This is a genomic window from Acidovorax sp. NPDC077693, from assembly GCF_044542805.1.
Classification (GTDB): Bacteria; Pseudomonadota; Gammaproteobacteria; order Burkholderiales; family Burkholderiaceae_C; genus Acidovorax.
Genome location: NZ_JBITVD010000010.1, coordinates 204,057 through 226,886, shown reverse-complemented (window position 1 = coordinate 226,886; position 22,830 = coordinate 204,057). Strand labels below are relative to the sequence as shown.

18 protein-coding genes and 2 pseudogenes are annotated in these 22,830 nt (G+C 69.6%); 10 read left to right on the top strand and 10 right to left on the bottom strand.

The window, feature by feature from the left end; all coding sequences use genetic code 11:
* Positions 1 to 236: 236 nt before the first annotated feature.
* From ACIGHN_RS16075 to purU, 5 genes are all read right to left on the bottom strand, one after another.
* The gene (locus ACIGHN_RS16075) at positions 237 to 671 is read right to left on the bottom strand and encodes a hypothetical protein (RefSeq protein WP_396505157.1); all 435 of its coding nucleotides are present in this window, start codon (positions 669 to 671) and stop codon (positions 237 to 239) included.
* A 460-nt stretch (positions 672 to 1,131) separates the two neighbouring features.
* Positions 1,132 to 2,664: an FAD-linked oxidase C-terminal domain-containing protein gene (locus ACIGHN_RS16070; protein ID WP_396505156.1), complete on the bottom strand. Its 1,533-nt coding sequence runs from the start codon at positions 2,662 to 2,664 to the stop codon at positions 1,132 to 1,134.
* A gap of 224 nt (positions 2,665 to 2,888) precedes the next feature.
* Positions 2,889 to 3,422, bottom strand: coding sequence for a GNAT family N-acetyltransferase (locus ACIGHN_RS16065; RefSeq protein WP_396505155.1), 534 nt, complete (start codon positions 3,420 to 3,422; stop codon positions 2,889 to 2,891).
* A 130-nt stretch (positions 3,423 to 3,552) separates the two neighbouring features.
* Positions 3,553 to 4,458 (bottom strand): LysR substrate-binding domain-containing protein, encoded by a 906-nt coding sequence (locus ACIGHN_RS16060; RefSeq protein ID WP_056166981.1) that lies wholly within the window; start codon positions 4,456 to 4,458, stop codon positions 3,553 to 3,555.
* Between the two features lie 18 nt (positions 4,459 to 4,476).
* On the bottom strand, positions 4,477 to 5,328 hold the full coding sequence (purU, locus tag ACIGHN_RS16055; protein ID WP_056166978.1) for a formyltetrahydrofolate deformylase: 852 nt from the start codon (positions 5,326 to 5,328) through the stop codon (positions 4,477 to 4,479).
* 136 nt (positions 5,329 to 5,464) lie between these two features.
* On the opposite strand from purU, the gene ACIGHN_RS16050 reads away from it, so the two are divergent.
* A complete protein-coding gene (locus ACIGHN_RS16050; protein ID WP_396505154.1) occupies positions 5,465 to 7,726 on the top strand; it encodes a putative bifunctional diguanylate cyclase/phosphodiesterase in 2,262 nt (753 codons plus the stop codon).
* A 167-nt stretch (positions 7,727 to 7,893) separates the two neighbouring features.
* On the opposite strand, the gene ACIGHN_RS16045 is transcribed toward ACIGHN_RS16050, so the two are convergent.
* A complete protein-coding gene (locus ACIGHN_RS16045) occupies positions 7,894 to 8,820 on the bottom strand; it encodes a ChaN family lipoprotein (RefSeq protein WP_396505153.1) in 927 nt (308 codons plus the stop codon).
* Between the two features lie 176 nt (positions 8,821 to 8,996).
* Between ACIGHN_RS16045 and ACIGHN_RS16040 the strand changes: the two are divergent.
* From ACIGHN_RS16040 to ACIGHN_RS16015, 6 genes and pseudogenes are all read left to right on the top strand, one after another.
* A pseudogene (locus tag ACIGHN_RS16040) lies at positions 8,997 to 9,190 on the top strand (carbonic anhydrase); the annotation flags it as partial.
* A gap of 190 nt (positions 9,191 to 9,380) precedes the next feature.
* Positions 9,381 to 11,837 (top strand): adenosylcobalamin-dependent ribonucleoside-diphosphate reductase, encoded by a 2,457-nt coding sequence (locus ACIGHN_RS16035; protein WP_396505152.1) that lies wholly within the window; start codon positions 9,381 to 9,383, stop codon positions 11,835 to 11,837.
* A 46-nt stretch (positions 11,838 to 11,883) separates the two neighbouring features.
* Positions 11,884 to 13,203: an NnrS family protein gene (locus ACIGHN_RS16030; protein ID WP_396505151.1), complete on the top strand. Its 1,320-nt coding sequence runs from the start codon at positions 11,884 to 11,886 to the stop codon at positions 13,201 to 13,203.
* A gap of 28 nt (positions 13,204 to 13,231) precedes the next feature.
* Positions 13,232 to 13,921, top strand: a complete 690-nt coding sequence (locus ACIGHN_RS16025; protein WP_396505150.1) for a nitroreductase — start codon at positions 13,232 to 13,234, stop codon at positions 13,919 to 13,921.
* Between the two features lie 48 nt (positions 13,922 to 13,969).
* Positions 13,970 to 14,382: pseudogene (locus ACIGHN_RS16020) on the top strand (ribonucleotide reductase subunit alpha).
* Positions 14,383 to 14,394: 12 nt separating this feature from the next.
* Positions 14,395 to 14,979, top strand: a complete 585-nt coding sequence (locus tag ACIGHN_RS16015) for a hemerythrin domain-containing protein (protein WP_056166960.1) — start codon at positions 14,395 to 14,397, stop codon at positions 14,977 to 14,979.
* A gap of 35 nt (positions 14,980 to 15,014) precedes the next feature.
* On the opposite strand, the gene ACIGHN_RS16010 is transcribed toward ACIGHN_RS16015, so the two are convergent.
* Positions 15,015 to 15,746 carry a GNAT family N-acetyltransferase gene (locus ACIGHN_RS16010; RefSeq protein WP_396505149.1) on the bottom strand — a complete coding sequence of 244 codons (732 nt, stop codon included), beginning with the start codon at positions 15,744 to 15,746 and terminating at the stop codon, positions 15,015 to 15,017.
* 178 nt (positions 15,747 to 15,924) lie between these two features.
* Between ACIGHN_RS16010 and ACIGHN_RS16005 the strand changes: the two genes are divergently transcribed.
* Both ACIGHN_RS16005 and ACIGHN_RS16000 read left to right on the top strand, forming a co-directional pair.
* The gene (locus ACIGHN_RS16005; RefSeq protein WP_396505185.1) at positions 15,925 to 17,421 is read left to right on the top strand and encodes a PLP-dependent aminotransferase family protein; all 1,497 of its coding nucleotides are present in this window, start codon (positions 15,925 to 15,927) and stop codon (positions 17,419 to 17,421) included.
* 176 nt (positions 17,422 to 17,597) lie between these two features.
* Entirely contained in the window at positions 17,598 to 18,674 is a 1,077-nt protein-coding gene (locus ACIGHN_RS16000; protein WP_396505148.1) for an AbrB family transcriptional regulator, read from the top strand.
* A 100-nt stretch (positions 18,675 to 18,774) separates the two neighbouring features.
* On the opposite strand, the gene ACIGHN_RS15995 is transcribed toward ACIGHN_RS16000, so the two are convergent.
* The 3 genes from ACIGHN_RS15995 to ACIGHN_RS15985 all read right to left on the bottom strand — a co-directional run bounded on the left by ACIGHN_RS15995 (position 18,775) and on the right by ACIGHN_RS15985 (position 21,438).
* Positions 18,775 to 19,074, bottom strand: coding sequence for a DUF3567 domain-containing protein (locus ACIGHN_RS15995; protein WP_056409989.1), 300 nt, complete (start codon positions 19,072 to 19,074; stop codon positions 18,775 to 18,777).
* 366 nt (positions 19,075 to 19,440) lie between these two features.
* A complete protein-coding gene (locus ACIGHN_RS15990; RefSeq protein WP_396505147.1) occupies positions 19,441 to 20,628 on the bottom strand; it encodes a DUF3108 domain-containing protein in 1,188 nt (395 codons plus the stop codon).
* A gap of 27 nt (positions 20,629 to 20,655) precedes the next feature.
* Positions 20,656 to 21,438, bottom strand: coding sequence for an IclR family transcriptional regulator (locus tag ACIGHN_RS15985; RefSeq protein WP_396505146.1), 783 nt, complete (start codon positions 21,436 to 21,438; stop codon positions 20,656 to 20,658).
* Between the two features lie 102 nt (positions 21,439 to 21,540).
* Here ACIGHN_RS15985 and ACIGHN_RS15980 point away from each other — a divergent pair, with 102 nt between their 5' ends.
* Positions 21,541 to 22,554, top strand: a complete 1,014-nt coding sequence (locus ACIGHN_RS15980) for a fumarylacetoacetate hydrolase family protein (RefSeq protein ID WP_396505145.1) — start codon at positions 21,541 to 21,543, stop codon at positions 22,552 to 22,554.
* Positions 22,555 to 22,830 lie beyond the last annotated feature (276 nt).

Genomic DNA, 22,830 nt, shown 5'->3' with positions numbered 1-22,830 from the left:
TACGGGGCAAACCTGCGTCGGGGCGGTTGCGGGGTGCGCCGTGGAACTCGCTGCGCGCCGTTGGCGCTCCGTTCAGACAGCCACGTCGAGCTAGATGACGAAGCATGAGCGCTCCGACGCCCATGCTCACCCCGCAACCGCCCCGCCGCAGGCGCAGCCAGCAGGGGGTGGACAGCCGAACATCCGAACAGCCACACGGGCCGTCGCGTTGCTCGGCCGCGCCCTGGCTACCTCAGCTAGCGTGCCGCCTCATCCGCCGCCATGTTGGCCGCGTGTTCTTCCTGCAGATGCTGCGCAATCTGCGCCCAGGCCAGCTTGGCGTCGGCGTCCTGCGCCCAGGCGTAGCAACTGGCGATGTGCATGGCCGTCACTGCATGGTGCGGGTCGAGCGCGAAGGCCACCTCGCACTGCAGCGCCGCCTGCCGCCACATCGCGATCGCATCTTCAGATCCTTCTTTCTGCAACGCATGGGCTTCTGCTATCCACGCCTGACCCAGTCGGAACGCTGCCGCGTGCTGCCCGGGGTCGGCATCGTGCGCGCGTTGGAACAACACCCCCGCCTGCCGCCACAACGCGCGTGCTGCTGCGAAGTCTTGCGTGGCTACGGCTTGTGCCTGGGCGACCAGGGCGTTGCCGGATTGGAGGAGGGTGGAGGCGGAGTCGCTGGGCATGAGGATGCAAAGATGGAGGAAAGGGGCTGGGGATTGTCGACGGCTATACCGTCCGCTGCAACGACAGGTTATGACTTTGGGGGAACTTCATATGTCTGGTACTCCCATTCAACGAACTCAGAATGCGAGCCGCTAAAAGCCACCGTGGGGTGATTTGGCCATTCCTTCTCCTGGCGCCAGGTGAGATGCACGACGGATACGTGGTCCTCATGGTTGCAGTGCCGGACCAGAATGTCGTCGTCTCCTTCTCGGTGGGCAACGACTTCCACGGGTATTCCTGCAAGTGGATGAACGTCAGCAAGCTCAAGCATGTACTCGGCCTGAAGCGCGGTTTTTTCCGGGTTCTGGGACCACTCCCAACCTTCGGGCAACGGTGGTCGATAGGGTGAACTCACCTGTCATCCTCGATATATATCCAGCTGAACATTCGCCATCTTTGGTATCCGGTAGACGCCACCCTTCAAAACCGCGGCAAATCCGGATGCTTGATCGCCCCCCCACGCACCAACATCTTCCCGTACTCCGCACACCGGTTCAGCGTTGGAATCACCTTCCCCGGGTTCAACAACCCCGCCGGGTCGAACGCGTGTTTCAGCGCTAACATCTGCGCGTTCTCCTCGGCCGTGAACTGCACGCACATGCTGTTGAGCTTCTCCACGCCCACGCCGTGTTCGCCCGTCACTGTGCCGCCCATGGCCACGCTGGTCTCCAGGATGTCGGCGCCGAACAGTTCGCAGCGGTGCAGTTGGTCGGCGTCGTTCGCGTCGAAAAGGATCAGCGGATGCAGGTTGCCGTCGCCCGCGTGGAACACGTTGGCGCAGCGCAGTTGGTACTTCTTCTCCATCTCCTGGATGGCCAGCAGGATGTCGGCCAAGCGCTTCCTCGGGATGGTCGAGTCCATGCACATGTAGTCGGGGCTGATGCGGCCGCTGGCGGGGAAGGCGTTCTTGCGGCCGCTCCAAAAGCGCAGGCGTTCGGCCTCGTCGTGGCTGACCGAGATGGCAGTGGCGCCAGCCGCGCGCAGCACGTCGCTCATGCGGCCGATTTCTTCTTCCACCTCTTCGGGCGTGCCGTCGCTCTCGCACAGCAGGATGGCTTCGGCGGTGAGGTCGTAGCCGGCTTTGACGAAGTCTTCCACGGCGGCGGTCATGGGCTTGTCCATCATCTCCAGGCCTGCGGGGATGATGCCGGCCGCGATGACCGCGGCCACGGCGTCGCCGGCTTTGCGCACGTCGTCGAAGCTGGCCATGATGCAGCGCGCCAGCTGGGGCTTGGGGATCAGGCGCACCGTCACTTCGGTGATGACGGCGAGCATGCCTTCGCTGCCGACCACGGCGGCCAGCAGGTCGTAGCCGGGGGTGTCCAGCGCCTGGCTGCCGAATTCGACGGGCTCGCCGTCCACGGTGAAGCCCTTCACGGCCAGCACGTTGTGCACCGTGAGGCCGTATTTCAGGCAGTGCACGCCGCCGGAATTTTCGGCCACGTTGCCGCCGATGGTGCAGGCGATCTGGCTGCTGGGGTCGGGGGCGTAGTACAGGCTGTACGGTGCGGCGGCTTCGCTGATGGCCAGGTTGCGCACGCCGCTCTGCACGCGCGCTGTGCGGCTGACCGGGTCCACGTCCAGGATGCGGTTGAACTTGGCCAGCGACAGCGTGACGCCCATCGCATGCGGCATGGCACCGCCCGACAGGCCCGTGCCCGCGCCGCGGGCCACCACGGGCACCTGCAGGTGGTGGCAGGCCTGGAGCACGGCCTGCACCTGGTCGTACGTTTCGGGCAGGCACACGACCAGCGGACGCTGGCGGTAGGCGGTGAGGCCGTCGCATTCATACGGCGTGGTGTCTTCGGCATTCCACAGCAGGGCGTGGGCGGGCACCACGCGGCCCAGGGCCTGCACGACCTCGGCCTGGCGCGCGGCGCGCTCGGACGGTATGGACCCGGCCGGTGCGTGCGCGGCTGCAGGGGCGGTAGGGGTGGCGGCGGGAGTCTGCATGCCGCCACTGTAGGGGATGGCGGCAGGCGCGGGCGTGAGATTTTTGCAGAGCGGCCGTGAAAATCCTGGCGAGGCCGCGGGCTGTGCGGCTTGGCTACGGGTCACTGGTCGCGTCGACCTCTGCAGTTTTCACTACCGACTTGCCACCCACTGGGCCGTATGCGGGTCGCTCACTACCCGCCACCCGCTCGCTATCCAAGCGCTATCCAAACACTATCCAAGCACTACCCACCGCTGGGCGCCAGCAATGCCGTGTACCGCAGCTCCTGCAAGGTGGTGCCCGCTACCGTGATGCTTTTGACCCCATCCGCATCGGGCGCAAAACCCTGCCGCGTGTAGAACCGGATGGCAGGCGCGTTGGCCGCCAGCACCCACAGGCTTGCCTCTGCCTTGCCACGGGCCAACAGGTGCTCGCGGGCGTGCTGCCACAGGGCGTGCCCCGTGCCGCGGGCCCAACGCGCAGGGTCTACATAGAAGGCCCAGACTTCGCCCCGCGTGGCGGGCGCTCCGGGGTCTCGGCAGTCGCCCAGGGCGATCCAGCCGGTCACCGCGCCGTCGCTGTCGTCCTGCGCCAGCAGCACCTCGGGTGCGCCCTGGGCAATCGCTTGGGCCCAGTAGCCTTCGCGTTGCGCCGCGGACATGGCGGCCAGGTAGGCGGCGTCGATGATGCCGGCGTACGCCGCCTGCCAGGCCGCAACGTGGATGCGCGCGATGGCGTTGGCGTCGGCGGGCTGTGCAGGGCGGATGGTGAGATTCATGTCGGCAGGTGGTGGATGGATGCGACGGTGATGGTGATGCTGCGTTGGCGCGGTGTTGCAGTGGTGCGTGGGTGAGCCGATGGCGCCATGAAGTAGCGCCGCAGCGAGCCATGCGCCGCGCTGCTGCCGATCACGCCATCGTCTTGCGCAGCCAGTCGGCAAAGGCCGCGCATTCCCAGCGGTCCATGGTGCCGGTGCGCCAGCACAGGTAGTGCGCGTGCGGGCTGGCGGTGTCGGCGTCGAACAGGCGCACCAGCGTGCCGTTCTCCAGCCACGGCGCACCGAGCTTCAGCCGCACCAGGGCCACGCCCATGCCGGCGGATGCGGCGTCGCACATCAGTCCGATGTCGTTGAACTGCGAGCCTTCGCTGGGCTCGGCCCAGTCCAGCGCGGTGGCGGCGAACCAGGTGCGCCACGGCTCGAGCGGGCTGCGCAGCAGGGGCACGCCCTCCAGGTCCTCGGGCTTGTCGAAGGGCCCGTGTTCGCGCACGAACGCGGGCGAGGCCAGGGGCGTGACGACGTCGCGGGCCAGTTCCACATGCTCCACGTCGGCATAGTGGCCGGGGCCGAAGCGCACCATCAGGTCGGCGTCTTCGGCCACCACGTCCAGGAGCGGGATGGACACCTGCAGCGCCAGGTCGATCTCGGGGTAAGCCTCGGTGAACTGCCGCAGGCGCGGGATGAGGATGGTGCGCGCAAAGGTGGGCGTGACGGCCAGCTTGAGCCGCCGTCGCCCGGGGGCCGATGCCGCCCCCGGAAACCGCTGCAGCGCCCCCAGCCCCTCGCGCACATGGGCCAGGTAGGCGCTGCCTTCGGTGGTCAGCGAAAAGTCGGCCCGGCCAAACAGCCGCACGCCCAGGATCTGCTCGAGCTGCTTGACCCGGTGGCTCACCGCGCTGGGCGTGACGCACAGCTCCTCGGCCGTCTGCGTCACGCTGCGCAGGCGCGCCAGCGCTTCGAACGTGAGCAGGCACTGGATGGGCGGTATACGCCGCGCCGCGCTGCTGAGAAAGGACGAGGGAGCGGCAGTGGCCATCTGCGGGCGATGCGACGGCTATCGGAAGACGACGGTCTTGTGGCCGTTCAGGATCACGCGGTGCTCGCTGTGCCACTTCACCGCGCGGGCCAGCACCTGGCTTTCGGTGTCGCGGCCGCGGGCGGTCAGGTCTTCCACCGTGTCGGTGTGGTCGGCGCGGGCTACGTCCTGCTCGATGATGGGACCTTCGTCCAGGTCGGCCGTCACATAGTGGGCGGTGGCGCCGATGAGCTTCACGCCGCGGTCGTGGGCCTGGTAGTAGGGCTTGGCGCCCTTGAAGCTGGGCAGGAAGCTGTGGTGGATGTTGATCGCCCGTCCGGCCAAAGCTTGACACAGATCAAGAGAAAGGACCTGCATGTAGCGCGCCAGCACCACCAGTTCGGCCCCTTCGGCCTCGATAATCTCAAGCTGCCTGGCTTCGGCCTGCGGCTTGGTGGCAGCGGTCACCGGGATGTGGTGAAACGGCACGTTGTAGCTGGCCGCCAGTTGATAGAAGTCGCGGTGGTTGCTGACGATGGCGCGGATGTCGATGGGCAAGAGGCCGCTCTTCCAGCGGAACAGCAGGTCGTTCAGGCAGTGGCCCTCCTTGCTGACCATGAGCACCGTCTTCATGGGCGCCGCGGTGGCGTGCAGGCTCCAGCGCATGGTGTGGGGCTCTGCAAAGCTGGCCAGGCGGGTCTTGAGCGTGGCGTGGTCGTGCTGGTCGCAGGCGAACTGCACCCGCATGAAGAACAGACCCGTGGCGTGGTCGTTGTACTGTGCGGCTTCTTCGATGTTGCCGCCGTGCTCCAGCAGGAAGCCGGAGACAGCGTGCACCAGCCCCAGGCGGTCGGGGCAGGACAGGGTAAGGATGTAGGCGTTGGTCGTCATAGCCGCGACATTGTCGCAGCATGGCTGGCACCGTGTGGCCGCGCCCTTTGCGGCCTTAGTACGGCCGGTGGGCGGATAACGGGGGAAATCGATGGTCAATCCGGGCGAGGTCCCGCGTTTCGCTCCCTGGCGGGGGATGCTGCTGTACCTGGTGCTCGGGGTGGCCTGGGTGTTTGCGGGCGACGCGCTGCTGGCGCACTGGGTGACCGACCCTGCGCGGATCACCCACTGGCAAACCTGGAAGGGCTGGGGCTATGTGCTGCTGACCAGCGCGCTGGCCTGGTGGATGCTGCGGCGCATGCGCCGCGCCGAGAAGGTGCGCTGGGCCACGGCGCGGGAGCTGTCGCAGGTGGTGCGCCATGCGCCCGCCGGGTTCGCGCGGGTGGCGCCGGACGGGCGCTTCCTGTGGGCCAACGAGCGGCTCTGTGGCCTGCTGGGCGTGACGCTGGCGCAGGTGCGCATCCTCAACTTCCGCGATGTGATGCTGGCGCGCGAGCCGGACGGCGCCACCCTGCAGCTGGCCCGCCTGCTGGCAGGCGAGATCGACCACTACGTGGACGAGCGCGAATGCCAGCCCCCCGGCGGTGGCCGCAGGGTGCCGGTGCTGTGCACCGTGACGCAGATCCCCGAGGCCGGCGACGAGCCCGCGCACCTGGTCTGCGTGGTGCAGGACCTCGACGAGATCACGGCCGCGCGCGCCGCGCTGCAGTCCAGCGAAACCCGCCAGCGCCTGGCCGCCACGGTGGTGGACAACACCGTCGAGGGCGTGGTGGTGACCGACGCCCACAGCCGCATCCTGTCGGTCAACGCGGCCGTCACACGCCTTCTGGGCTACACCGAGGAGGAGCTGCTGGGCAAGACGCCGCGCGTGTTCAAGTCCGGCCGGCACGACCGCGCGTTCTACGACGCCCTGTGGGGCACACTGCGCCAGACGGGCCACTGGCAGGGCGAGATATGGAACCGCCGCAAGAACGGCGAGGTCTTTCCCGAGCACATGTCGCTGTCGGCCGTGCGCGACCCGGCGGGCGAGGTGACGCACTACGTCTGCATGTTCACCGACATCTCCGAAGAAAAGGCGCACCAGCGGCAGCTCGAATTCCTGGCGCACAACGACGCGCTCACGGGGCTGTCCAACCGCGCCTGGTTCGGGCACCAGGTCGAGCAGGTGGTGCAGGAGGCGCGCGCCAGCGGCGAGCACATCGCCGTGCTGCTGCTCAACCTGGACCGCTTCAAGGACGTGAACGACAGCTACGGCCACACCACCGGCGACGAGGTGCTCAAGCACATCGCGCGGCGGGTGCAGTCGGCCCTGCGGCCCGGCGACGTGCTGGGGCGCCTGGCCGGCGACGAGCTGGCCGTGGTGGCGCGCCACATGCGCCATGCCGACGGCGCGGCGGCGGTGGCGCGGCACCTGATCGCCGCCGTGGCCGAGCCCTGGCGCTCGCCCGACGGCTTCGAGGTGGTGGCCGGCGTGAGCGTGGGCATCTGCATGTTCCCCGAGCATGCCGCTACCACCGAGCTGCTGCTGCAGGGCGCGCACGCGGCGGTGTACGGCGCCAAGGCGCGGGGCCGGGGCGCGTGGTGCTTCTTCCACGAGGCCATGACCCAGGCCGCGCGCGAGCGGCTGGCGCTCGAATCCCGCCTGCGGCTGGCGCTGGCGCTCGGGCACCTGCAGATGTACTACCAGCCGCAGGTGGACATCCGCTCGGGCCGCATCCTGGGCGCCGAGGCGCTGGTGCGCTGGAACGACCCCGACGAGGGGCTGATATCGCCCGCGCGCTTCATCCCTGTGGCCGAGACCTCGGGCGTGATCGGCCCGCTGGGCGAATGGGTGCTGCGCGAGGTCTGCCGCCAGGGCCAGCAATGGCGCGCCGAAGGCCTGCCCGACCTGACGCTGGCCGTCAACGTGTCGCCGCGCCAGTTCCACCTGACCGACCTGGCGGGCTGCACGTCGGCGGCGCTCGCGGACTCGGGCTTTCCGAGCGAATGGCTGGAGCTGGAGATCACCGAATCCGCGCTGGCCGAGCGCACCGAAGAGGCGCGCCTGGTGCTGATGCGCCTGCGCAGCCTGGGCGTGCGCATCGCGGTGGACGACTTCGGCACCGGCTACTCGTCGCTCGCGCAGCTCAAGCGCTTTCCGATCGACGTGCTCAAGATCGACCAGGGCTTCATCCGCGACATTCCGCAAAGCAGCGACGACATGGCCATCAGCGCGGCCATCATCGCCATGGGGCACAGCATGGGCCTGTCGGTACTGGCCGAGGGCGTGGAGGACGAAGGCCAACTGGCCTTCTTGCAAGAGCGCGGGTGCGACGCCTACCAGGGCTACCTGTGCAGCCGGCCGCTGCCCGCGGAGGCGTTTGCGGCGCTGCTGCGCGAGCGCAGCGGGGCGGGCTGAAGGGGAAGAACGGCAGGCGGACGCTGGGCCGCCAGCGCGTTGACTTCGGAATCAGTGCTGGATGACCCACTCGTTCGGGCTGAGCCCTGCGACAAGCCCAGCGTGAACGGATAGGGAATTTTTTGAACGCACGCATGAACGCATGAACGCATGAATGCACGCCGGCATCACCGCGCCGGGTTTGCGCCCTTGCCCCACTGCTCGCGCAGCTCCGCGCAGTGGCCCTTGGCGGGCAGGGCCGGGGTGGCCACGATGGCGTCTGCATCCGCATCAACATTGGCGACCGCTCCGTTTTTGATAGCTGCTTGCGCTTGCCCTGCCTGCGCCATGGCCACTTTGGACGTCAAACCTGCAGGCAAGTGCGTGGGCACGCCCAGGCTGCGCAGCACATGGCCGCCACCGGCGATCAGCAGCACGGTCTGGCCGCTCACGCGCGCTTCGGTCGCGGTGCGGGCCATGGCGGCGTCCCGGGCGATCTGGATGCGGGCCATGGGCGCGATCTGCGACTCGGGCAGCAGGCCGCAGTGGCCTTCGCGCAGCGCTTCGTACTGGCGCTGCAATGCGGGGGCGGGCAGGTGCCGGTCCCACGCGGCGTCGGCCATGGCGTCGCGCATGCGAGCGCGGGGCAGGTTGCCGCCCCACACCGGCACGCCCGCAGCCACGGCAGCCATCACCACCGGGCCGTAGGCCTTCCAGGGCCAGGCGGCGTCCTTCCACTGCAGGGCGGCCTGCACTTGGACCTCGGTGGCATCGCGGGGCAGGCCGGTGGTGCTGTGGCCTTGCTCGGCCATCTCCATCACCACGGCTGCCAGCTGACCCCGGGCGGCCAGCGCCTGCACGGTGTCGCGCTGCCATTGCTGGTGCTCGGCGGCATCGTGCTTTTCGCCCAGCAGCAGCACATCTGCGGGCAGCAGGGCCTGCAGGCGCGCAGGCCAGGCGGCGGGGGAGACAGCGGTGGCAGAGGTCGTGGTGGGTGACGAGGCCGTGGGGGCTGTGCCCAGGCCGGTGCAGCCCCCCAGCAGCGCCAGGCTGGCCGCCGCGAGCCCAGGTGCAGCGCGGCGGAATGTGAAGTAGGTCGATGGCGGTGTGTGCATGGCGTGATGCTACGCGCGGCGGGCCTCACGCTGTGGGGTGGTGCAGTGACCCTGCGCGCGGGTAAATCTTGTCACCAATCGCAAGCACTGCCCCAAGCCCGACGGGCTACTTGACCGGCTGCGCCGTTTCCATGACGATGCCTTTGCGCAGTACCGGAAAACCTTCCAGACGCTGGCTGCCCTCGCAGGCGGGGCCCGAGGTCCTTTGCTGCATGCAGCAGCGCCCGGTGGTGCTGCGGCTCGAGCGCCTCATGGAGTACCCATGGTGCGCGGTCGGGTGCTGTCGGGGCAGATCAGCCCGCAGGGCTGGCACCATGTGATCGAGGAGGGCGAAGTCCATGTCTTTGACGTCCGAAGTGGTGGCTTTGTGCCCACCCCCATGCCGAGCATGACAGCCCAGTGTGGCTCGACGATGCCTGGCGCGACATGCACACGTGCAGCACGCGTGCGTCTCTGTTTGCGTCTGAACCCCGCGCCGCATGGCGCCCCTGCAATGGCACTGCGTGCGTCTTGACCCAGCGCAAGCCCCTACTGTCGTGAACCCCCAACCATCGGTACCCATGAAGCGCGAACCACAGCACACTCTGGCCACTCCCTCGTCCCTGCAGCCCATCAGCCTGGATGTGCTGCGCGAGAAGTACCTCAAGCCCGGCGAAACCTCCGTGGACGAGCTGTACGCCCGCGTGGCGCGTGCGCTCGCTTCGGTGGAGGCGCCCGATCTGCGTGTGAAGTACGAAGCCCTGTTCCTGGCCAACCTCCAGGCTGGCGCCATCGGCGCGGGCCGCATCATGAGTGCGGCGGGCACCGACATTCAGGCCACGCTGATCAACTGCTTCGTGCAGCCCGTGGGCGACTGCATCCAGGGCGTGGACGACGAAGGCTTTCCGGGCATCTACGAAGCGCTGCGCGAAGCGGCCGAGACCATGCGCCGTGGCGGCGGCGTGGGCTACGACTTCTCGCGCATCCGCCCCAAGGGCGCACATGTGAAGGGCACGGCCTCCATGGCCTCGGGGCCGTGCAGCTACATGAACGTGTTCGACCAGTCCTGCTCCACCGTGGAGAGCGCGGGTGCGCGCCGGGGCGCGCAGATGGGCGTGCTGCGCATCGACCACCCCGATGTGCAGGAGTTCATCACCGCCAAGCGCACCCCGGGCCGCTGGAACAATTTCAACGTGTCGGTGGGCGTGTCGGACGCCTTCATCGATGCGGTGCAGAACGACACCCCCTGGGAGCTGGTGCACAAGGCCGCCCCCGGCGCCGCATTGCAGGCGCAAGGCGCCCGCCAGCGGGCCGATGGCCAGTGGGTCTACGCCACCGCGCGGGCGCGCCAGTTGTGGGACACGATCATGAAGTCCGCCTACGACTTCGCCGAGCCTGGGATCCTGTTCCTGGGCCGCATCAACGAAGACAACAACCTGCATTACTGCGAGGACATCGCGGCGACCAACCCGTGCGGCGAGCAGCCGCTTCCGTCGTATGGCTGCTGCGACCTCGGCCCCGTCATCCTGACCCGCTTCGTGCGGCACGCTTTCGGCTTTGGTGGTGTGGCAGCGTTCGACTTCGAGGCCTTCGGCCAGGCGGTGGCGCTGCAGGTGCGGGCGCTCGACAACGTGCTGGATGTGACCTTCTGGCCGCTGCCGCAGCAGCGCGACGAGGCCATGGCCAAGCGGCGCATCGGCGTGGGCTTTACCGGCATGGGCAATACGCTGGCCATGCTGTGCCTGCGCTACGACCGGCCCGAGGGCCGCACCATGGCGGCGCGCATTGCCGAGCACATGCGCGATGCGGCCTATGCGGCGTCGGTGGAGCTGGCGCGCGAGAAAGGGGCGTTCCCGAAGTTCGATGCGCGGGGCTACCTGGCCGAGGGCACCTTTGCCAGCCGGCTGCCTGCGCCAATACAGGTGTCGATCCGCGAGCATGGCATCCGCAACAGCCATCTGCTGTCCATCGCGCCCACGGGCACGGTGAGCCTGGCGTTTGCCGACAACGCTTCCAACGGCATCGAGCCGCCGTTCTCGTGGATGTACAAGCGCAAGAAGCGCGAGTCCGATGGCAGCACGCTGGAGTACGCGGTGGAGGACCACGCCTGGCGGCTGTACCGCGACCTGGGCGGCGACGTGAATGCGCTGCCCGACTATTTCGTCTCGGCCCTGGCGATGTCTGCGCAGGACCACATCGCGATGATGGAAACCGTGCAGCCCTTCGTGGACACGGCCATCTCCAAGACGGTGAACATCCCGGCGGACTACCCCTACGACGACTTCAAGGACCTGTACCTGCAGGCCTGGCGCGCGCGGCTCAAGGGGCTGGCCACCTACCGGCCCAACAGCATCCTCGGCTCGGTGCTCGAAACGCACGCAGAGCCCGCGCCTGAAGCCGCTGCCGTGGCAAAGCCCGCGCCTGCTGCCCCCGCCGCAGCGCCTGTGGACCCGATGCGCACTGTCATCGAGAGCCGGCCGCAGGGCGGCCTGTCGGCGGTGGCCGAGAAGCTCGAATACTGGACGCAGGAGGGCCACAAGACGCTGTACCTCATCGTGTCCTTCCTGCCCGTGCCCACGGGCGTGGGTGGCCGCACGGTGGACCGTGCGATCGAGTTCTTCATGCCCGTGGGGCAAAGCGGCGAGTCGCAGCAGTGGATCACCTCCAGCATGCGCATGCTGTCGCTGGCGGCGCGCGGCGGTTTTCTGGAACGGGCCCTGTCCGACATGCGCAAGGTGGCATGGGACCGGGGCCCTGTGCGCCTGGGGCAGCACCGCAAGGACGACGGCACGCTGGTGCCGATGTGGCACGACTCGGAAGTGGCGGCCATGGCCTATGCCATCCAGAACATCCTGTCGCGCCGCGTGGCGGACCCGGTGCAGCAACTGCTGCCGCTGGACGAGCCCGCGCCGCCGCCCGTGGCCGTGCCACAGGCCATGGCGGGCAAGAAGTGCAGCGAATGCGGCGCCCATGCGGTGATCCGCAAGGACGGCTGCGACTACTGCACGCAGTGCGGCCATCTGGGCAGCTGCGGATGAGCGCGTTCGCCGTGCACGGCAATCTTTCGCAGGGTAGGTACACGCCATGAGCAAGGTCATCCCCGTCGCCGCAGGCAAGCCGTCGGCAGAGGCCATTGCGCAGCAGGACAATCGCTGGCGCTGGCAGTACCTGATGCTGGCGCCGCACCGGCTGGGGTTCTTCCTGGCGATGGTGGTGCTGGTGGCCTCGGGCGCCTGGTGGGCGCTGGTGCAGGTGGCGCGCTCCACCGGCTGGTGGGGCATGTACTACGCGATGTCGCCCACCACCGTGCATGCGGCGGTGATGGCGCTGGGTTTCATTCCGCTGTTCTTCTCGGGCTTTTTGTTCACGGCCGGCCCCAAGTGGCTGGGGGTGACCCCCTTGCCGCCGCAGGCGCTGCGCGCGCCGCTGGTATTGCAGGCGCTGGGCTGGCTGCTGTGGCTGGTGGGGGCGCACTGGCGCATCGGCGCGGTGCTGGTCGGCCTGGCCCTGGCCTGTGCGGGCCTGGTGTGGATGACGGCGCTGTTCTGGGGGCGTGTGCGCGCCAGCCGCGCGGAAGACCAGCTCCATGCCCGCGTGATCGGCGTGGCCTGCGGCGTGGGCTGCATGAGCCTGGTGGCGCTGTGGTTCAGCCTGGCGGTGGGCACGCATGCGCTGGCGCGGGCCTGTGTGTACACGGGGCTGTGGGGCTTCGTGGTCGTGGTGTACGTCACGGTGGCGCACCGGATGATTCCGTTCTTTACCTCCAGCGCCATGCCCACAGTGCGCTCTTGGCGGCCGTTCTGGGCGCTGTGGCTCATGCTGGCCGCGGCCGGCATGCAGGTGCTGGCCACCTGGCTGGAATGGGCGGGCGTGCCCGCCAGCCGCGCCGGGCCCGCCTGGATGCTGGTGCACGGCGCCCTGCAGCTGGTGGTGGGGGGCGTGCTGGTGTGGCTGGCCTGTGTGTGGGGGCTGGTGCAGAGCCTGAAGAACCGGCTTCTGGCCATGCTGCACATCGGCTTTGTGTGGCTGGGCGTGGCGTTCTTGCTGGGCGGCCTGTCGCCGTGGCTGGCCTGGGCCTTTGGCATCGGCACGCTGGGGCTGGGTGCGCTGCATGCGCTCACCATGGGGTGCCTGGCATCGCTGATGCTGGCCATGGTCACGCGCGTGTCGTGCGGCCACAGCGGCCGCGCGCTCGTGGCCGACCGCATTGTCTGGGCGCTGTTCTGGTTGCTGCAGGCGGCCACGCTGCTGCGCATTGCGGCGGCCATGCCGGGCGCATTCGGCGTGGCCTGGGCCTGGCTGCTTCCGGTGGCGGCCGTGCTGTGGGCGGCCACCATGGGGGTCTGGGGCGTGCGGCTCAGTGGCTGGTATGGCCGCCTGCGGGCCGATGGCCGTCCGGGCTGAGCCCCTGTTTGTTGGACAAGGAACTGCGATGGCTGTCATCCCCTGGCCCCTGAACCCGCGCGGCGCCGCACGGCAGAGCACGGCCGCGCCTGCGGTGCCTGCCAGTGGCATCGACGACGTGGCGGCCATCGCGGCCACGCTCATCCAGTCGCGCCAGACCATCCTGCCCAAGCGTTTGGCGGGCCCCGGGCCCGGTACCGACGAACTGGCGCAGATTCTCCAGGCCGCGGCCCACGCGCCCGACCACGGGCAACTGGTGCCCTGGCGGTTCGTGCTGGTGCCCGAGGCTGCACGTGCGGCGCTGGCCGAGGTGTTCGCCCAGGCGCTGCAGCAGCGCGACCCCGCCGCCACGCCCGAGCAGGCCGCGCAGGCGCGCGAGAAGGCGCACCGCGCGCCGGTGCTCATGCTGGCCGTGGTGGACGCGCAGCGCGGCGACCCCGGCATCGACCTGGCCGAGCGCCTGGTGTCGGCCGGCTGCGCGGTGCAGAACATGCTGCTCATGGCCACGGCGCAGGGCTACGGCTCGGCACTCACCAGCGGCAAGGCGCTCAAGGCGCCGGGCTTGCGTGCGCTGTTCAGGCTGGCGGACTCCGAACAGGCGCTGTGCTTCATCAGCATCGGCACGGTGCAGTCGCGCAAGTCGGCGCGGTCGCGGCCTGCGGCGCGCAACTACGTGAGCACGCTGGATGCGCAGAGGGGCGTGGTGCCTGGGTTCTGATTTCCTTTTTCTCTGTCTTTTCTCTTACAACCGTTTCGGTGCCGCCCCATGGATATTTCAAGTTTCGATGACCTGCTGCAGGCCGCGCGCCAGCAGCCCGAGCCGCAGCGCCTGCTGTTCGTGTTCACGGCGGTGGATCTGCCCGATGACGCCACCACTGCCCAGCATGCACGCTTCGAGGCGGGGCAGGGCTGCGCCCCGGTGCCGCTGATGTGCGTGGACAAGACGCCGCAGGAGCTGCCATCGTTCGCTGCACTGGTGGAGGACGCCCGCCAGTTCACCGCGCCGGGCCACGACTGGGCGATGGTGTTTGCCGCGGCGATGCCGGGCACCTTGAACAGGCGTCCACCCCCGCGGAGGCCGGGGCCCCGCCGCAGCGCATGGTCGATGCGATCCAGCAAGGTGCGCTCGGTGCGTACATCCCCTTTGACCGCCAGGGCCAGCCCGTGTGGTTTGGCTGAGGTAGTGGCCGCATGACGACCACGCCTGCCTCTGCCCGCGAGATCCCGGGTTTCAACACGCCGGGCGTGGGGTTCGAGCAGCCCTTTGCCATGCTCGAGGCCTGCCACGAGCGCGTGCAGCGCACGCTGGCATTGCTGGGACGGCTGCGCGCCCACGTGCAGACCCACGGCGCCGACGAGCCTGCCCGCCAGGCGGCCCGCGACGTGCTGCGCTACTTCGACATCGCGGCGCCGCTGCACCATGAGGATGAAGAGCTGCATGTGTTTCCGCCCCTGCTGGCCCAGGGGCCGGCCGAGGTGGTGGCGCTGGTGCAGCGGCTGCTGCAGGACCACCGCGACATGGTGGCCGACTGGGCCGCCGCGCGCCAGCCCCTGCAGGCGCTGTTGGAGGGCCGGGCCGATGCCTTCGGTGCCGCCGACGGCGCGGTGCTGGACCGCTTTGCCGAGCGCTACGCCCGCCACATCGAGGACGAAGAACAGATCGCTTACCCGGCGGCCCATGGCCTGCTGCCCGGCGCCACGCTGCAGGCCATGGGCCTGGAGATGGCGGGCCGGCGGCAGTCCCCGGTGGCAGCGCGCCCGGGCCCGCAGGGGTAGCGCAGGGCAGGGTGCGTGGCGGATCGGCAGGCGGATCAGGCGGCTTGCGCTGTCGTACCCTCGCGCAGTGCCGCCAGGGACACGCGCTGGCTGCCGTCCTCGGTGAAGTTGCCCGGGGGGAGCCAGCGCTCGAAGCCTGCCTTCAACGCGGGCCATTCGCTGTCCAGGATCGAGAACCACGCCGTGTCGCGGCTGCGGCCCTTGTAGACGAGGGCCTGGCGAAAGACGCCTTCGAACTGGAAGCCCAGGCGCTTTGCCGCCTCGCGGGACGGCGCATTCAGGCTGTCGCACTTCCACTCGTAGCGGCGGTAGCCCAGGTCCGCGAACACATACTGCATCAGCAGGTACTGCGCCTCGGTGGAGATCGGGGTGCGCTGGAGCAGCGGCGAGAACATCACATGCCCCACCTCGACCACGCCGTGGGCCGGGTCGATGCGCATCAGCGACAGCGTGCCCACGGCGCGGCCGGTGCGCCGGTCGATCACGGCGTAGTGCAGCGGGTCGGTGCTGGCGGCGGCCTGCTCGCAGTGGGCGCGGTAGCTGGCAGCGTCGGTGAACGGCCCCACGCCCATGTAGGTCCAGCCGCGGCCGTCCGGCGCCTGCGCGTAGGCGGCGTACAGGTCGCTGGCATGGCGGGCGGCGTCCAGCGGTTCCAGTCGGCCGTAGTGGCCTTCTAGCACGGTGCGGGCTGGGCGCGGCCGGGGGCTCCAGCCGGGCAGCGGTGCGCCCACGGGTTGCTGGTATTCGTTCACAACGGAAGATGGCATGCGCGGGGTCCTTGCAGAGAGATAGGGAAAAGAAAAAGAAAAATGAATCGGCGTAAGACACCCTGAAGTTAGCTGCGGCGTGGTGTGGTGAAAAGTGCCAGAATCCAGCATTTTTAAGGTGCCACGCATGTCCAGCACTGTGCCCGGCGGTCCATCGTCGCCTTCCCGTGGGGCCCAGATGGCGCAGCCAACCCCGCAGGCCCCGGTCGCGCAGACGCTGCTCGAACGCGCGCTGGACCACGGGCCCGGCGCGGAGCCATTGCGGCGGCAGCTGTTCCAGCGGCTGCGCCAGGCGATCTTCGACGGGCGGCTGGTGGCCGGCAGCGCGCTGCCAGGGTCGCGTGCGCTGGCCGAGGGCCTGGCCCTGTCGCGCAACACGGTGACCGCGGCCTACGAGCAACTGGTGGCCGAGGGTTATGTGGTGTCGGACCGGCAGGGCACGCGGGTGGCGGCGCTGGCGCAGCGGCCGGCCGGACCTTCGGCCGCCCGGCACCCGGCGCCGGCGGTGCCGGAAGTTCCAGCGATGGCCGCCCGCCTTGCGCTCATCCAGCCGCGCGCGCCACGCACCGGGGCGACCCCCTTGGCACTGAGCCCGGGCATGCCGGCACTCTCGCAGTTTCCGCTGGCGGCCTGGCGCCGTGCGCTCGACCATGCGGTGCTCGGTGGCGGCCCCGCAGCGCTGGGCTATGGCGATCCGCTGGGCGAGCTGGCGCTGCGCACGGCCATCGCGCGCCACCTGGCCGTGGCGCGCGGCGTGCGCTGTGCGGCCGAGCAGGTGGTCATCACCGAAGGCGCGCAGGAGGCGCTGGCGCTGTGCGTGCGCCTGCTGTCGAACCCTGGCGACGTGGCCTGGGTGGAAGACCCCGGCTACCGGGGCGCCAAGTCCGCCCTGCAGGCGGGCGACCTGCGCACCGTGCCGCTGCGGGTGGATGCGCAGGGGCTGGTGGCGAGCGAGTCCGACTGGGCGGCGCGCACGCCGCGCCTGGTCTACACCTCGCCATCGCACCAGTACCCAGGCGGTGCGGTGATGTCGGTGGCGCGGCGGCTGGCGCTCATCGAGCAGGCGCGGCGCCACGGCGCGTGGATCATCGAGGACGACTACGACAGCGAGTTCCGGCACGCGGGCGAGCCCATCGGCGCCATGCAGGGGCTGGTGGATGGCGCGCCGGTGCTGTACGTGGGCACCTTCAGCAAGACGATGTTCCCGTCGCTGCGCCTGGGCTTCGTGGTGCTGCCCGCGGCCGTGCTGGACGCTGTGCGCGTGCCCCTGGCCGAGATGCTGCGTGGCGGCCAGCGGCACGCGCAACTGGCCATGGCGCATTTCATGGACAGCGGCCAGTTCAGCCGCCACCTGGGCCGCATGCGCCGCCTGTACCGCGAGCGCCAGCAGGCGCTGCGGGCCGCGCTGGCGCAGCACCTGGCGCTGCCCCACCAGACCGAGGGCGGGCACTGCGGCATGCACCTGCTGGTGCGCCTGCCGGCCAACTGCCCGGACCAGGCCATCGCCGCCGCGGCGCGCAGCCACGGCATGGCGCCGTCGCCGCTGTCGGGCTTTGCGATGCGGCCGCAGCCGCAGGACAACGGCCTGGTGCTGGGCTACGGCAACACGCCGGTGGAACTGTTCGAGCCCCTGGTGCAGCGGTTGTCGCTGCTGGCGCGCGCCGCAAGGACCTAGGCCCGCTTCAGCCGTTGGACCCGCGCCCTGTCTTTGGCGATGCCTGCCATGCCGGGCGGGTAAGGCCTGGCCACCTGGGGTGGCGGGCGGGGCGCGATACTCGGCGTTGCCTTTTTGCGCGTGCCGTCACTGTGTCGTCATCACCCCTGTTCCCTTTGTCCCCCCTGCCTCCCCGCTTGAAATTCGCCGCCCGCGTGCTGGGCACGCTGCTGCTGGCCTGGGCCGCGGCCGCCGCCTGCGTGGCCTTGCACACGCCGCTGCCCTGGATGATCGGCCCGCTGCTGGCCACGTCGGTGGTGTCCATCGTCGGCGGGCCGACGGAGAGCTGGGGGCCGCTGCGCAATGCCGGGCAGTGGACCATCGGCGCGGCGCTGGGCCTGTACTTCACGCCGCAGGTGGTGGCGCTGATCGGCGGGCTGTGGTGGGCCATTGCGCTGGGCATCGTGTGGGCGCTGTTCCTGGGCTGGCTGTTCGGTGCCTGGCTGTACCGGGTGCATGCACCGCGCATGCATGGCGTGCCGGCACCGATGATGCGCGCCACCAGCTACTTCGCTGGGGCCATCGGCGCCGCGTCGGAGATGACGCTGCTGGCCGAGCGCGAGAACGCCCGCACCGACCTGGTGGCAGCCAGCCACAGCCTGCGCCTGCTCATCGTCACCGTCACGATTCCATTTGCGCTGCAGTGGAGCGGCCTGCATGGCCTGGACGTGCTGCCGCCCACGGTGGCGCGCGTGGTCGACCTGCCCGCCCTGGCGCTGCTGGCCGCGCTCACGGGCGTGGGCGCGTTGTTGATGGACAAGCTCGGTCGGGCCAACCCCTGGTTCATGGGCGCCATGCTGGTGTCGATGGGTATCACGATGGCGGGCATCAGCCTGTCGGCCGTGCCGCAGGTGATGGTGAACGCCGCGCAGCTGGTGATCGGGGTGAGCCTGGGGGTGCGCTTTCGGGCCGACTTCTTGCGCACCGCGCCGCGGTGGATGGTGTCGGTGGCGCTGGGCACGCTGGTGCTGATGGGGGTGTGCGCCCTCTTTGCCGGGGTGCTGGCCTGGGCGACCGGGCTGCCATGGGTCACGCTGCTGCTGGGCTCATCGCCCGGGGGCATCACCGAAATGGCCATCACGGCCAAGGTGCTGCAGCTCGGTGTGCCGGTGGTCACTGCGTTCCAGGTGTGCCGGCTGATCGCGGTGCTGATGCTGGTGGACCCGTTGTACCGGCGGATCTATCCGTCCGAGGAGAAGCCGACCAAGCTTTGAGCGCGCGCTGCCCCAACGCCAGCGTATCCGTGGAACCGGCTTTGCCGGGCCACCGGGTGCATCCCCTCCGGGGGAAGGCGCGCAGCGCCTCAAGGGAGAGCTAGTGCACCACCACCGGGTTTTGCGCCAGGCCCGCATAGCGGTCGAGCGCGTCTTCCACTTCTTCCTGGGTGGGGGTGTCGCGCTGCCACGCCAGGATCTGTTCCTGGAACATTTCGGCCCACGAGCCGTCCAGGTACACCTCTTTGCCGGACCGCTTGTCCACGATCTCGAAACCGTGGCGGGCGAGCTGGGGAAGGGCGGGTGCAGTGTCGTTGAGCACCGGGCCGGTGCTTTTCTCCACGGCGTCGGGCAGCATGTGGACCACCACGAAGGATTCTGAGTCGTAGAGCATGTGCATCGTGTTCCCCTTGTCGATATAAAAGTCAGATGACAGCGGGTTCGCAGAGTTCAAGGCCCAGGGCGGCTTCGGTGGAGCGCTGGCAAGCTTGTAACGCCTTGCGCCGCGCCCCGGTTATCAGGGGAAGCCCGCCCCGGTATGGCACCTGAACTGCGGTCCAGTATTTCACGAAAAACCGGCCTCTCCGGGCTGGTGGGTCTTTTTTACCGCCCCGCCCGGCCAGTGGCGCGAGGACGCAACACCTTTGGCGCGTAGGCCGTGGCGGACGCTGGCGGTGGGTGGATGGGCAGGCATGCGGGGCGCCTGTGCGGCCGCCTGTGGCCCATGGCGGCCCGCTGTGCGTGGGGCGCGCTGGGACGGGTCTCGTCAGGGCGCGCTGCTGCTGCGCAGCAGCAGGTCGGCGAAGTCGCCGTTCGCCTGGGTCAGCTTGATGCGCACCGGCAGGTAGTTGAGGCCGGGCGCCACCCACAGCTCGGCTTTCTGGTCGTAGTCCTTGCGGGGCAGGCGCAGCAGCTTCAGTGCGGGGGTGGGGCCGGCGGGCAGGTCCAGGGTTTCGGGACCTTCGACCGTGAAGGTCCAGCGGTCGGCGGTGCGGGCGCTCACCGTGGTGAGCGTGACCTGCGTGCCGGGCGTGAACCGGCCCGGGTCAGCCGCCAGCATGGCGCCCAGCTGGATGAACAGGCTCAACCGGTCCTGCGCGCCCGGGCCCACGGCGGCCTCGGGCGTGTTGGCGCTGAAGGTCACGCGGCCCTTGGCATGGTCGAAATGCGCGGCCTGTTCGCTGCGGGACTTGTCGGAAAACTTCTCGGGCAGCAGGCCCTGGGCGGTGATGGCGCCCACGCTGCGCTGGGTGCGGCTGCCCACCAGGAAGGCGCTGACCTCCTGGCGCGCCTCGTAGCGGCTGCCGTCGTGCTGCCACAGCAGCTCGGCGCGGGCGCTGTACGCGAACTTCTTGGCCTGCCCGCTCACGTCGAAGGCCAGCCGGGTGGGGGCCGGAATGCGCACGGGCGGCGGCGGTGTCGCGGCCTCGCGCCCCGTGCCGGAGCCAGGGGGCGCAATCTCGGTCCCGGCAGCGGTGGGGTTGGGTGCTTCGGCGGGCGGTGCCGAGGCCACGGGCGGGGGGGCTTCGGCCTGGGGCGCCGACGCAGCGGGCGCAGGGTCTGGCACTGCGGTGCTGGCCGCAGGCGGCTCTGACGTGGGTGCAGGCGCGCCGGCATCGGCGGCCGCCACCTGCACGGGTGCCTCGGGCGCCACTGCCAGCGAGTCTTCCGCGGGGGAGGCGGGGGCGGCGGGGGCTGGCTGTGCGGGTTTCTTGGCGCGCGCCGGGGGCTTGGGCGGGGGCGCGGCGGGGGCCATGGGGGCCGCCACTGCGACGGACGTGGGCTCAGGGGCAGCGGCCGGTGCGGGCGGCGGCGCCGGCACGCTGCGGGTGCTGAAGACAGGCCCCGCCGCGGGCGGCTGGGGGCTGTCCCACGCCAGGGGCACGCCGTGCAGCACCAGCCAGTGCAGGGCCAGTACCAGGGCGGTGATGAGGACCAGGGCGCGCCGGGGCATGCAGTGTGTCGCGGAGCCGGGGGTGAATCAGGCGCTGCCCGCGCCCAGGTCGCTCGACAGCTGGGCCGCGGCCGCGCGCAGGGGCGCGTCGATGGCGCCGCCCCACTCGGGGTCGAAGGTGGCGATGGAGCCCAGCGTGGTGATGCCCAGCTCCAGGTGGCCGTCGGCGTCGAACACTGGCGCGCAGAACGCCACGATGCCGGGCAGCAGGGTGTCGACCACGCGGGCCACGCCACGCTGGCGCACGTCGGCCAGCAGGGTGTTCACCTCGCCCATGGTGGCGGGCAGGTCGGCGCGGCGCATCTTGACCGCGCGGGCCAGCTCGTCCTTGAGCAGCGGCGCCACCACCTCGGGCGCCATGTGGGCGGCAAAGCAGCGGCCGGTGGCGGACGACAGCAGCGGCATCACGTCGCCCAGGCGCAGGTTGGCGGTCACGGCCTGGGGTGACTCTTCCCAGTGCACGATGGTTGGGCCGTGGTTGCCCCACACCGCCAGCGCCAGCGTGTGGCCGATGCCTTCCATCAGCGCGGGCATGCGTTCGCGCGCCAGCCGCACCGCGTCGAGCCGCGCCAGCGATGCCAGGCCCAGCTTGAGCGCCGCGGGGCCCAGGTCGTAGCGGGCGGTGCGGCTGTCCTGCGTGACCAGGCCCAGGCGCTGAAAGCTCACCAGGTACCGGTGCGCCTTGGCCGCGCTCATGCCGGCCGAGGCCGCCACATCCTTGAGCATCAGCGGCCCGCGCGAGCGGGTCAGCCCCTCCAGCAAGGCAAAACCGACCTCCACGGACTGAATACCTGCACGTTCTTTGTCCATGTGCACTAAAATTCGCTAGTTTTGTTTAGTTAAATCAATTTACCCAAGCGTAATTTCGCTAAGGGTACCCTTCCACCACCCTGAGACAAAGGTCCTGCCACCATGAAACTTGCTACCTACAAAGACGGCTCGCGCGACGGCCAACTGGTCGTTGTCTCCCGCGATCTGGGCACGGCCCATTATGCGACCGGCATTGCCAGCAAGCTGCAGCAGGTGCTGGACGACTGGGGCTTCCTCTCGCCCCAGCTGCAGGACCTGTACGACCAGCTCAACAGCGGCCGCGCGCGCCACGCCTTCCCCTTCGACCCCGCCCAGTGCATGGCACCGCTGCCGCGTGCGTACCAGTGGGCTGACGGCTCGGCCTACATCAACCACGTCGAACTGGTGCGAAAAGCGCGCAACTCCGAAGTGCCGGAGAGCTTCTACACCGACCCGCTGATGTACCAGGGCGGCAGCGACGACTTCATCGGCCCGCGTGACGACGTGGTGGTTCCGAGCGAAGCCATGGGCATCGACTTCGAGGCCGAGATCGCCGTCATCACCGGCGACGTGAAGATGGGCACCAACGCCGACCAGGCGCTGGACGGCATCCGCCTGGTGATGATCGCCAACGACGTGAGCCTGCGCAACCTCATCCCGGCCGAGCTGGCCAAGGGCTTCGGCTTCTTCCAGAGCAAGCCCGCCACCGCCTTCGGCCCCGTGGCCGTCACGCTGGACGAGCTGGGCGACACCTGGGACCACGGCCGCGTGCACCTGACCGTGCAGTCCACCTGGAACGGCCGCAAGGTCGGCATGTGCGACGCCGGCCCCGAGATGACTTTTCACTTCGGCCAGCTCATCGCCCACGTCGCCAAGACGCGCAACCTGCGCGCCGGCTCCATCATCGGCAGCGGCACCGTGAGCAACAAGGGCGTCACCGACGCCAGCGGCCGCACCGAGTGGCCCAAGGGCTACAGCTGCATCGCCGAAAAGCGCTGCATCGAGACCATCCAGGACGGCAAGCCCAGCACCGACTTCATGAAGTTCGGCGACACCATCCGCATCGAGGTCAAGGGCAAGGACGGCGCGAGCATCTTCGGCGCCATCGACCAGACGGTCGCAGCGCCTGAAGCCTGAGCCGCGACGGCCACTGCAACTGCAACTGCCACTGCAACTGCAACCATCGCCGCAGCCAGTGGCTGCTGGTATGGGTAGCTGTATCCGTAGCGGCAGCGGTAGCGGCGCATGTGCAGCGGCCTTGCCCAGCAGGGCGCACCGTGCGCACCGCGCGTCCTTCGGGATGCGCCTGCCAGCCCACCCCCCACCCGTTCGGGCTGAATCTGGGAAGCCAGGGCCGATCAATCGAACTTCGTGTTCAGCCCCAGGCTCCCGCAGCCGGTGCAAAGTGCCCAT

What these genes read in the sequence shown, in the direction of transcription:
- ACIGHN_RS16075 (WP_396505157.1), bottom strand. Translation starts at nt 671, where the DNA reads ATGCCCAGCGACTCCGCCTCCACCCTCCTCCAATCCGGCAACGCCCTG.
- ACIGHN_RS16070 (WP_396505156.1), bottom strand. Translation starts at nt 2,664, where the DNA reads ATGCAGACTCCCGCCGCCACCCCTACCGCCCCTGCAGCCGCGCACGCA.
- ACIGHN_RS16065 (WP_396505155.1), bottom strand. Translation starts at nt 3,422, where the DNA reads ATGAATCTCACCATCCGCCCTGCACAGCCCGCCGACGCCAACGCCATC.
- ACIGHN_RS16060 (WP_056166981.1), bottom strand. Translation starts at nt 4,458, where the DNA reads ATGGCCACTGCCGCTCCCTCGTCCTTTCTCAGCAGCGCGGCGCGGCGT.
- purU (WP_056166978.1), bottom strand. Translation starts at nt 5,328, where the DNA reads ATGACGACCAACGCCTACATCCTTACCCTGTCCTGCCCCGACCGCCTG.
- ACIGHN_RS16050 (WP_396505154.1), top strand. Translation starts at nt 5,465, where the DNA reads ATGCTGCTGTACCTGGTGCTCGGGGTGGCCTGGGTGTTTGCGGGCGAC.
- ACIGHN_RS16045 (WP_396505153.1), bottom strand. Translation starts at nt 8,820, where the DNA reads ATGCACACACCGCCATCGACCTACTTCACATTCCGCCGCGCTGCACCT.
- ACIGHN_RS16035 (WP_396505152.1), top strand. Translation starts at nt 9,381, where the DNA reads ATGAAGCGCGAACCACAGCACACTCTGGCCACTCCCTCGTCCCTGCAG.
- ACIGHN_RS16030 (WP_396505151.1), top strand. Translation starts at nt 11,884, where the DNA reads ATGAGCAAGGTCATCCCCGTCGCCGCAGGCAAGCCGTCGGCAGAGGCC.
- ACIGHN_RS16025 (WP_396505150.1), top strand. Translation starts at nt 13,232, where the DNA reads ATGGCTGTCATCCCCTGGCCCCTGAACCCGCGCGGCGCCGCACGGCAG.
- ACIGHN_RS16015 (WP_056166960.1), top strand. Translation starts at nt 14,395, where the DNA reads ATGACGACCACGCCTGCCTCTGCCCGCGAGATCCCGGGTTTCAACACG.
- ACIGHN_RS16010 (WP_396505149.1), bottom strand. Translation starts at nt 15,746, where the DNA reads ATGCCATCTTCCGTTGTGAACGAATACCAGCAACCCGTGGGCGCACCG.
- ACIGHN_RS16005 (WP_396505185.1), top strand. Translation starts at nt 15,925, where the DNA reads ATGGCGCAGCCAACCCCGCAGGCCCCGGTCGCGCAGACGCTGCTCGAA.
- ACIGHN_RS15995 (WP_056409989.1), bottom strand. Translation starts at nt 19,074, where the DNA reads ATGCACATGCTCTACGACTCAGAATCCTTCGTGGTGGTCCACATGCTG.
- ACIGHN_RS15990 (WP_396505147.1), bottom strand. Translation starts at nt 20,628, where the DNA reads ATGCCCCGGCGCGCCCTGGTCCTCATCACCGCCCTGGTACTGGCCCTG.
- ACIGHN_RS15985 (WP_396505146.1), bottom strand. Translation starts at nt 21,438, where the DNA reads ATGGACAAAGAACGTGCAGGTATTCAGTCCGTGGAGGTCGGTTTTGCC.
- ACIGHN_RS15980 (WP_396505145.1), top strand. Translation starts at nt 21,541, where the DNA reads ATGAAACTTGCTACCTACAAAGACGGCTCGCGCGACGGCCAACTGGTC.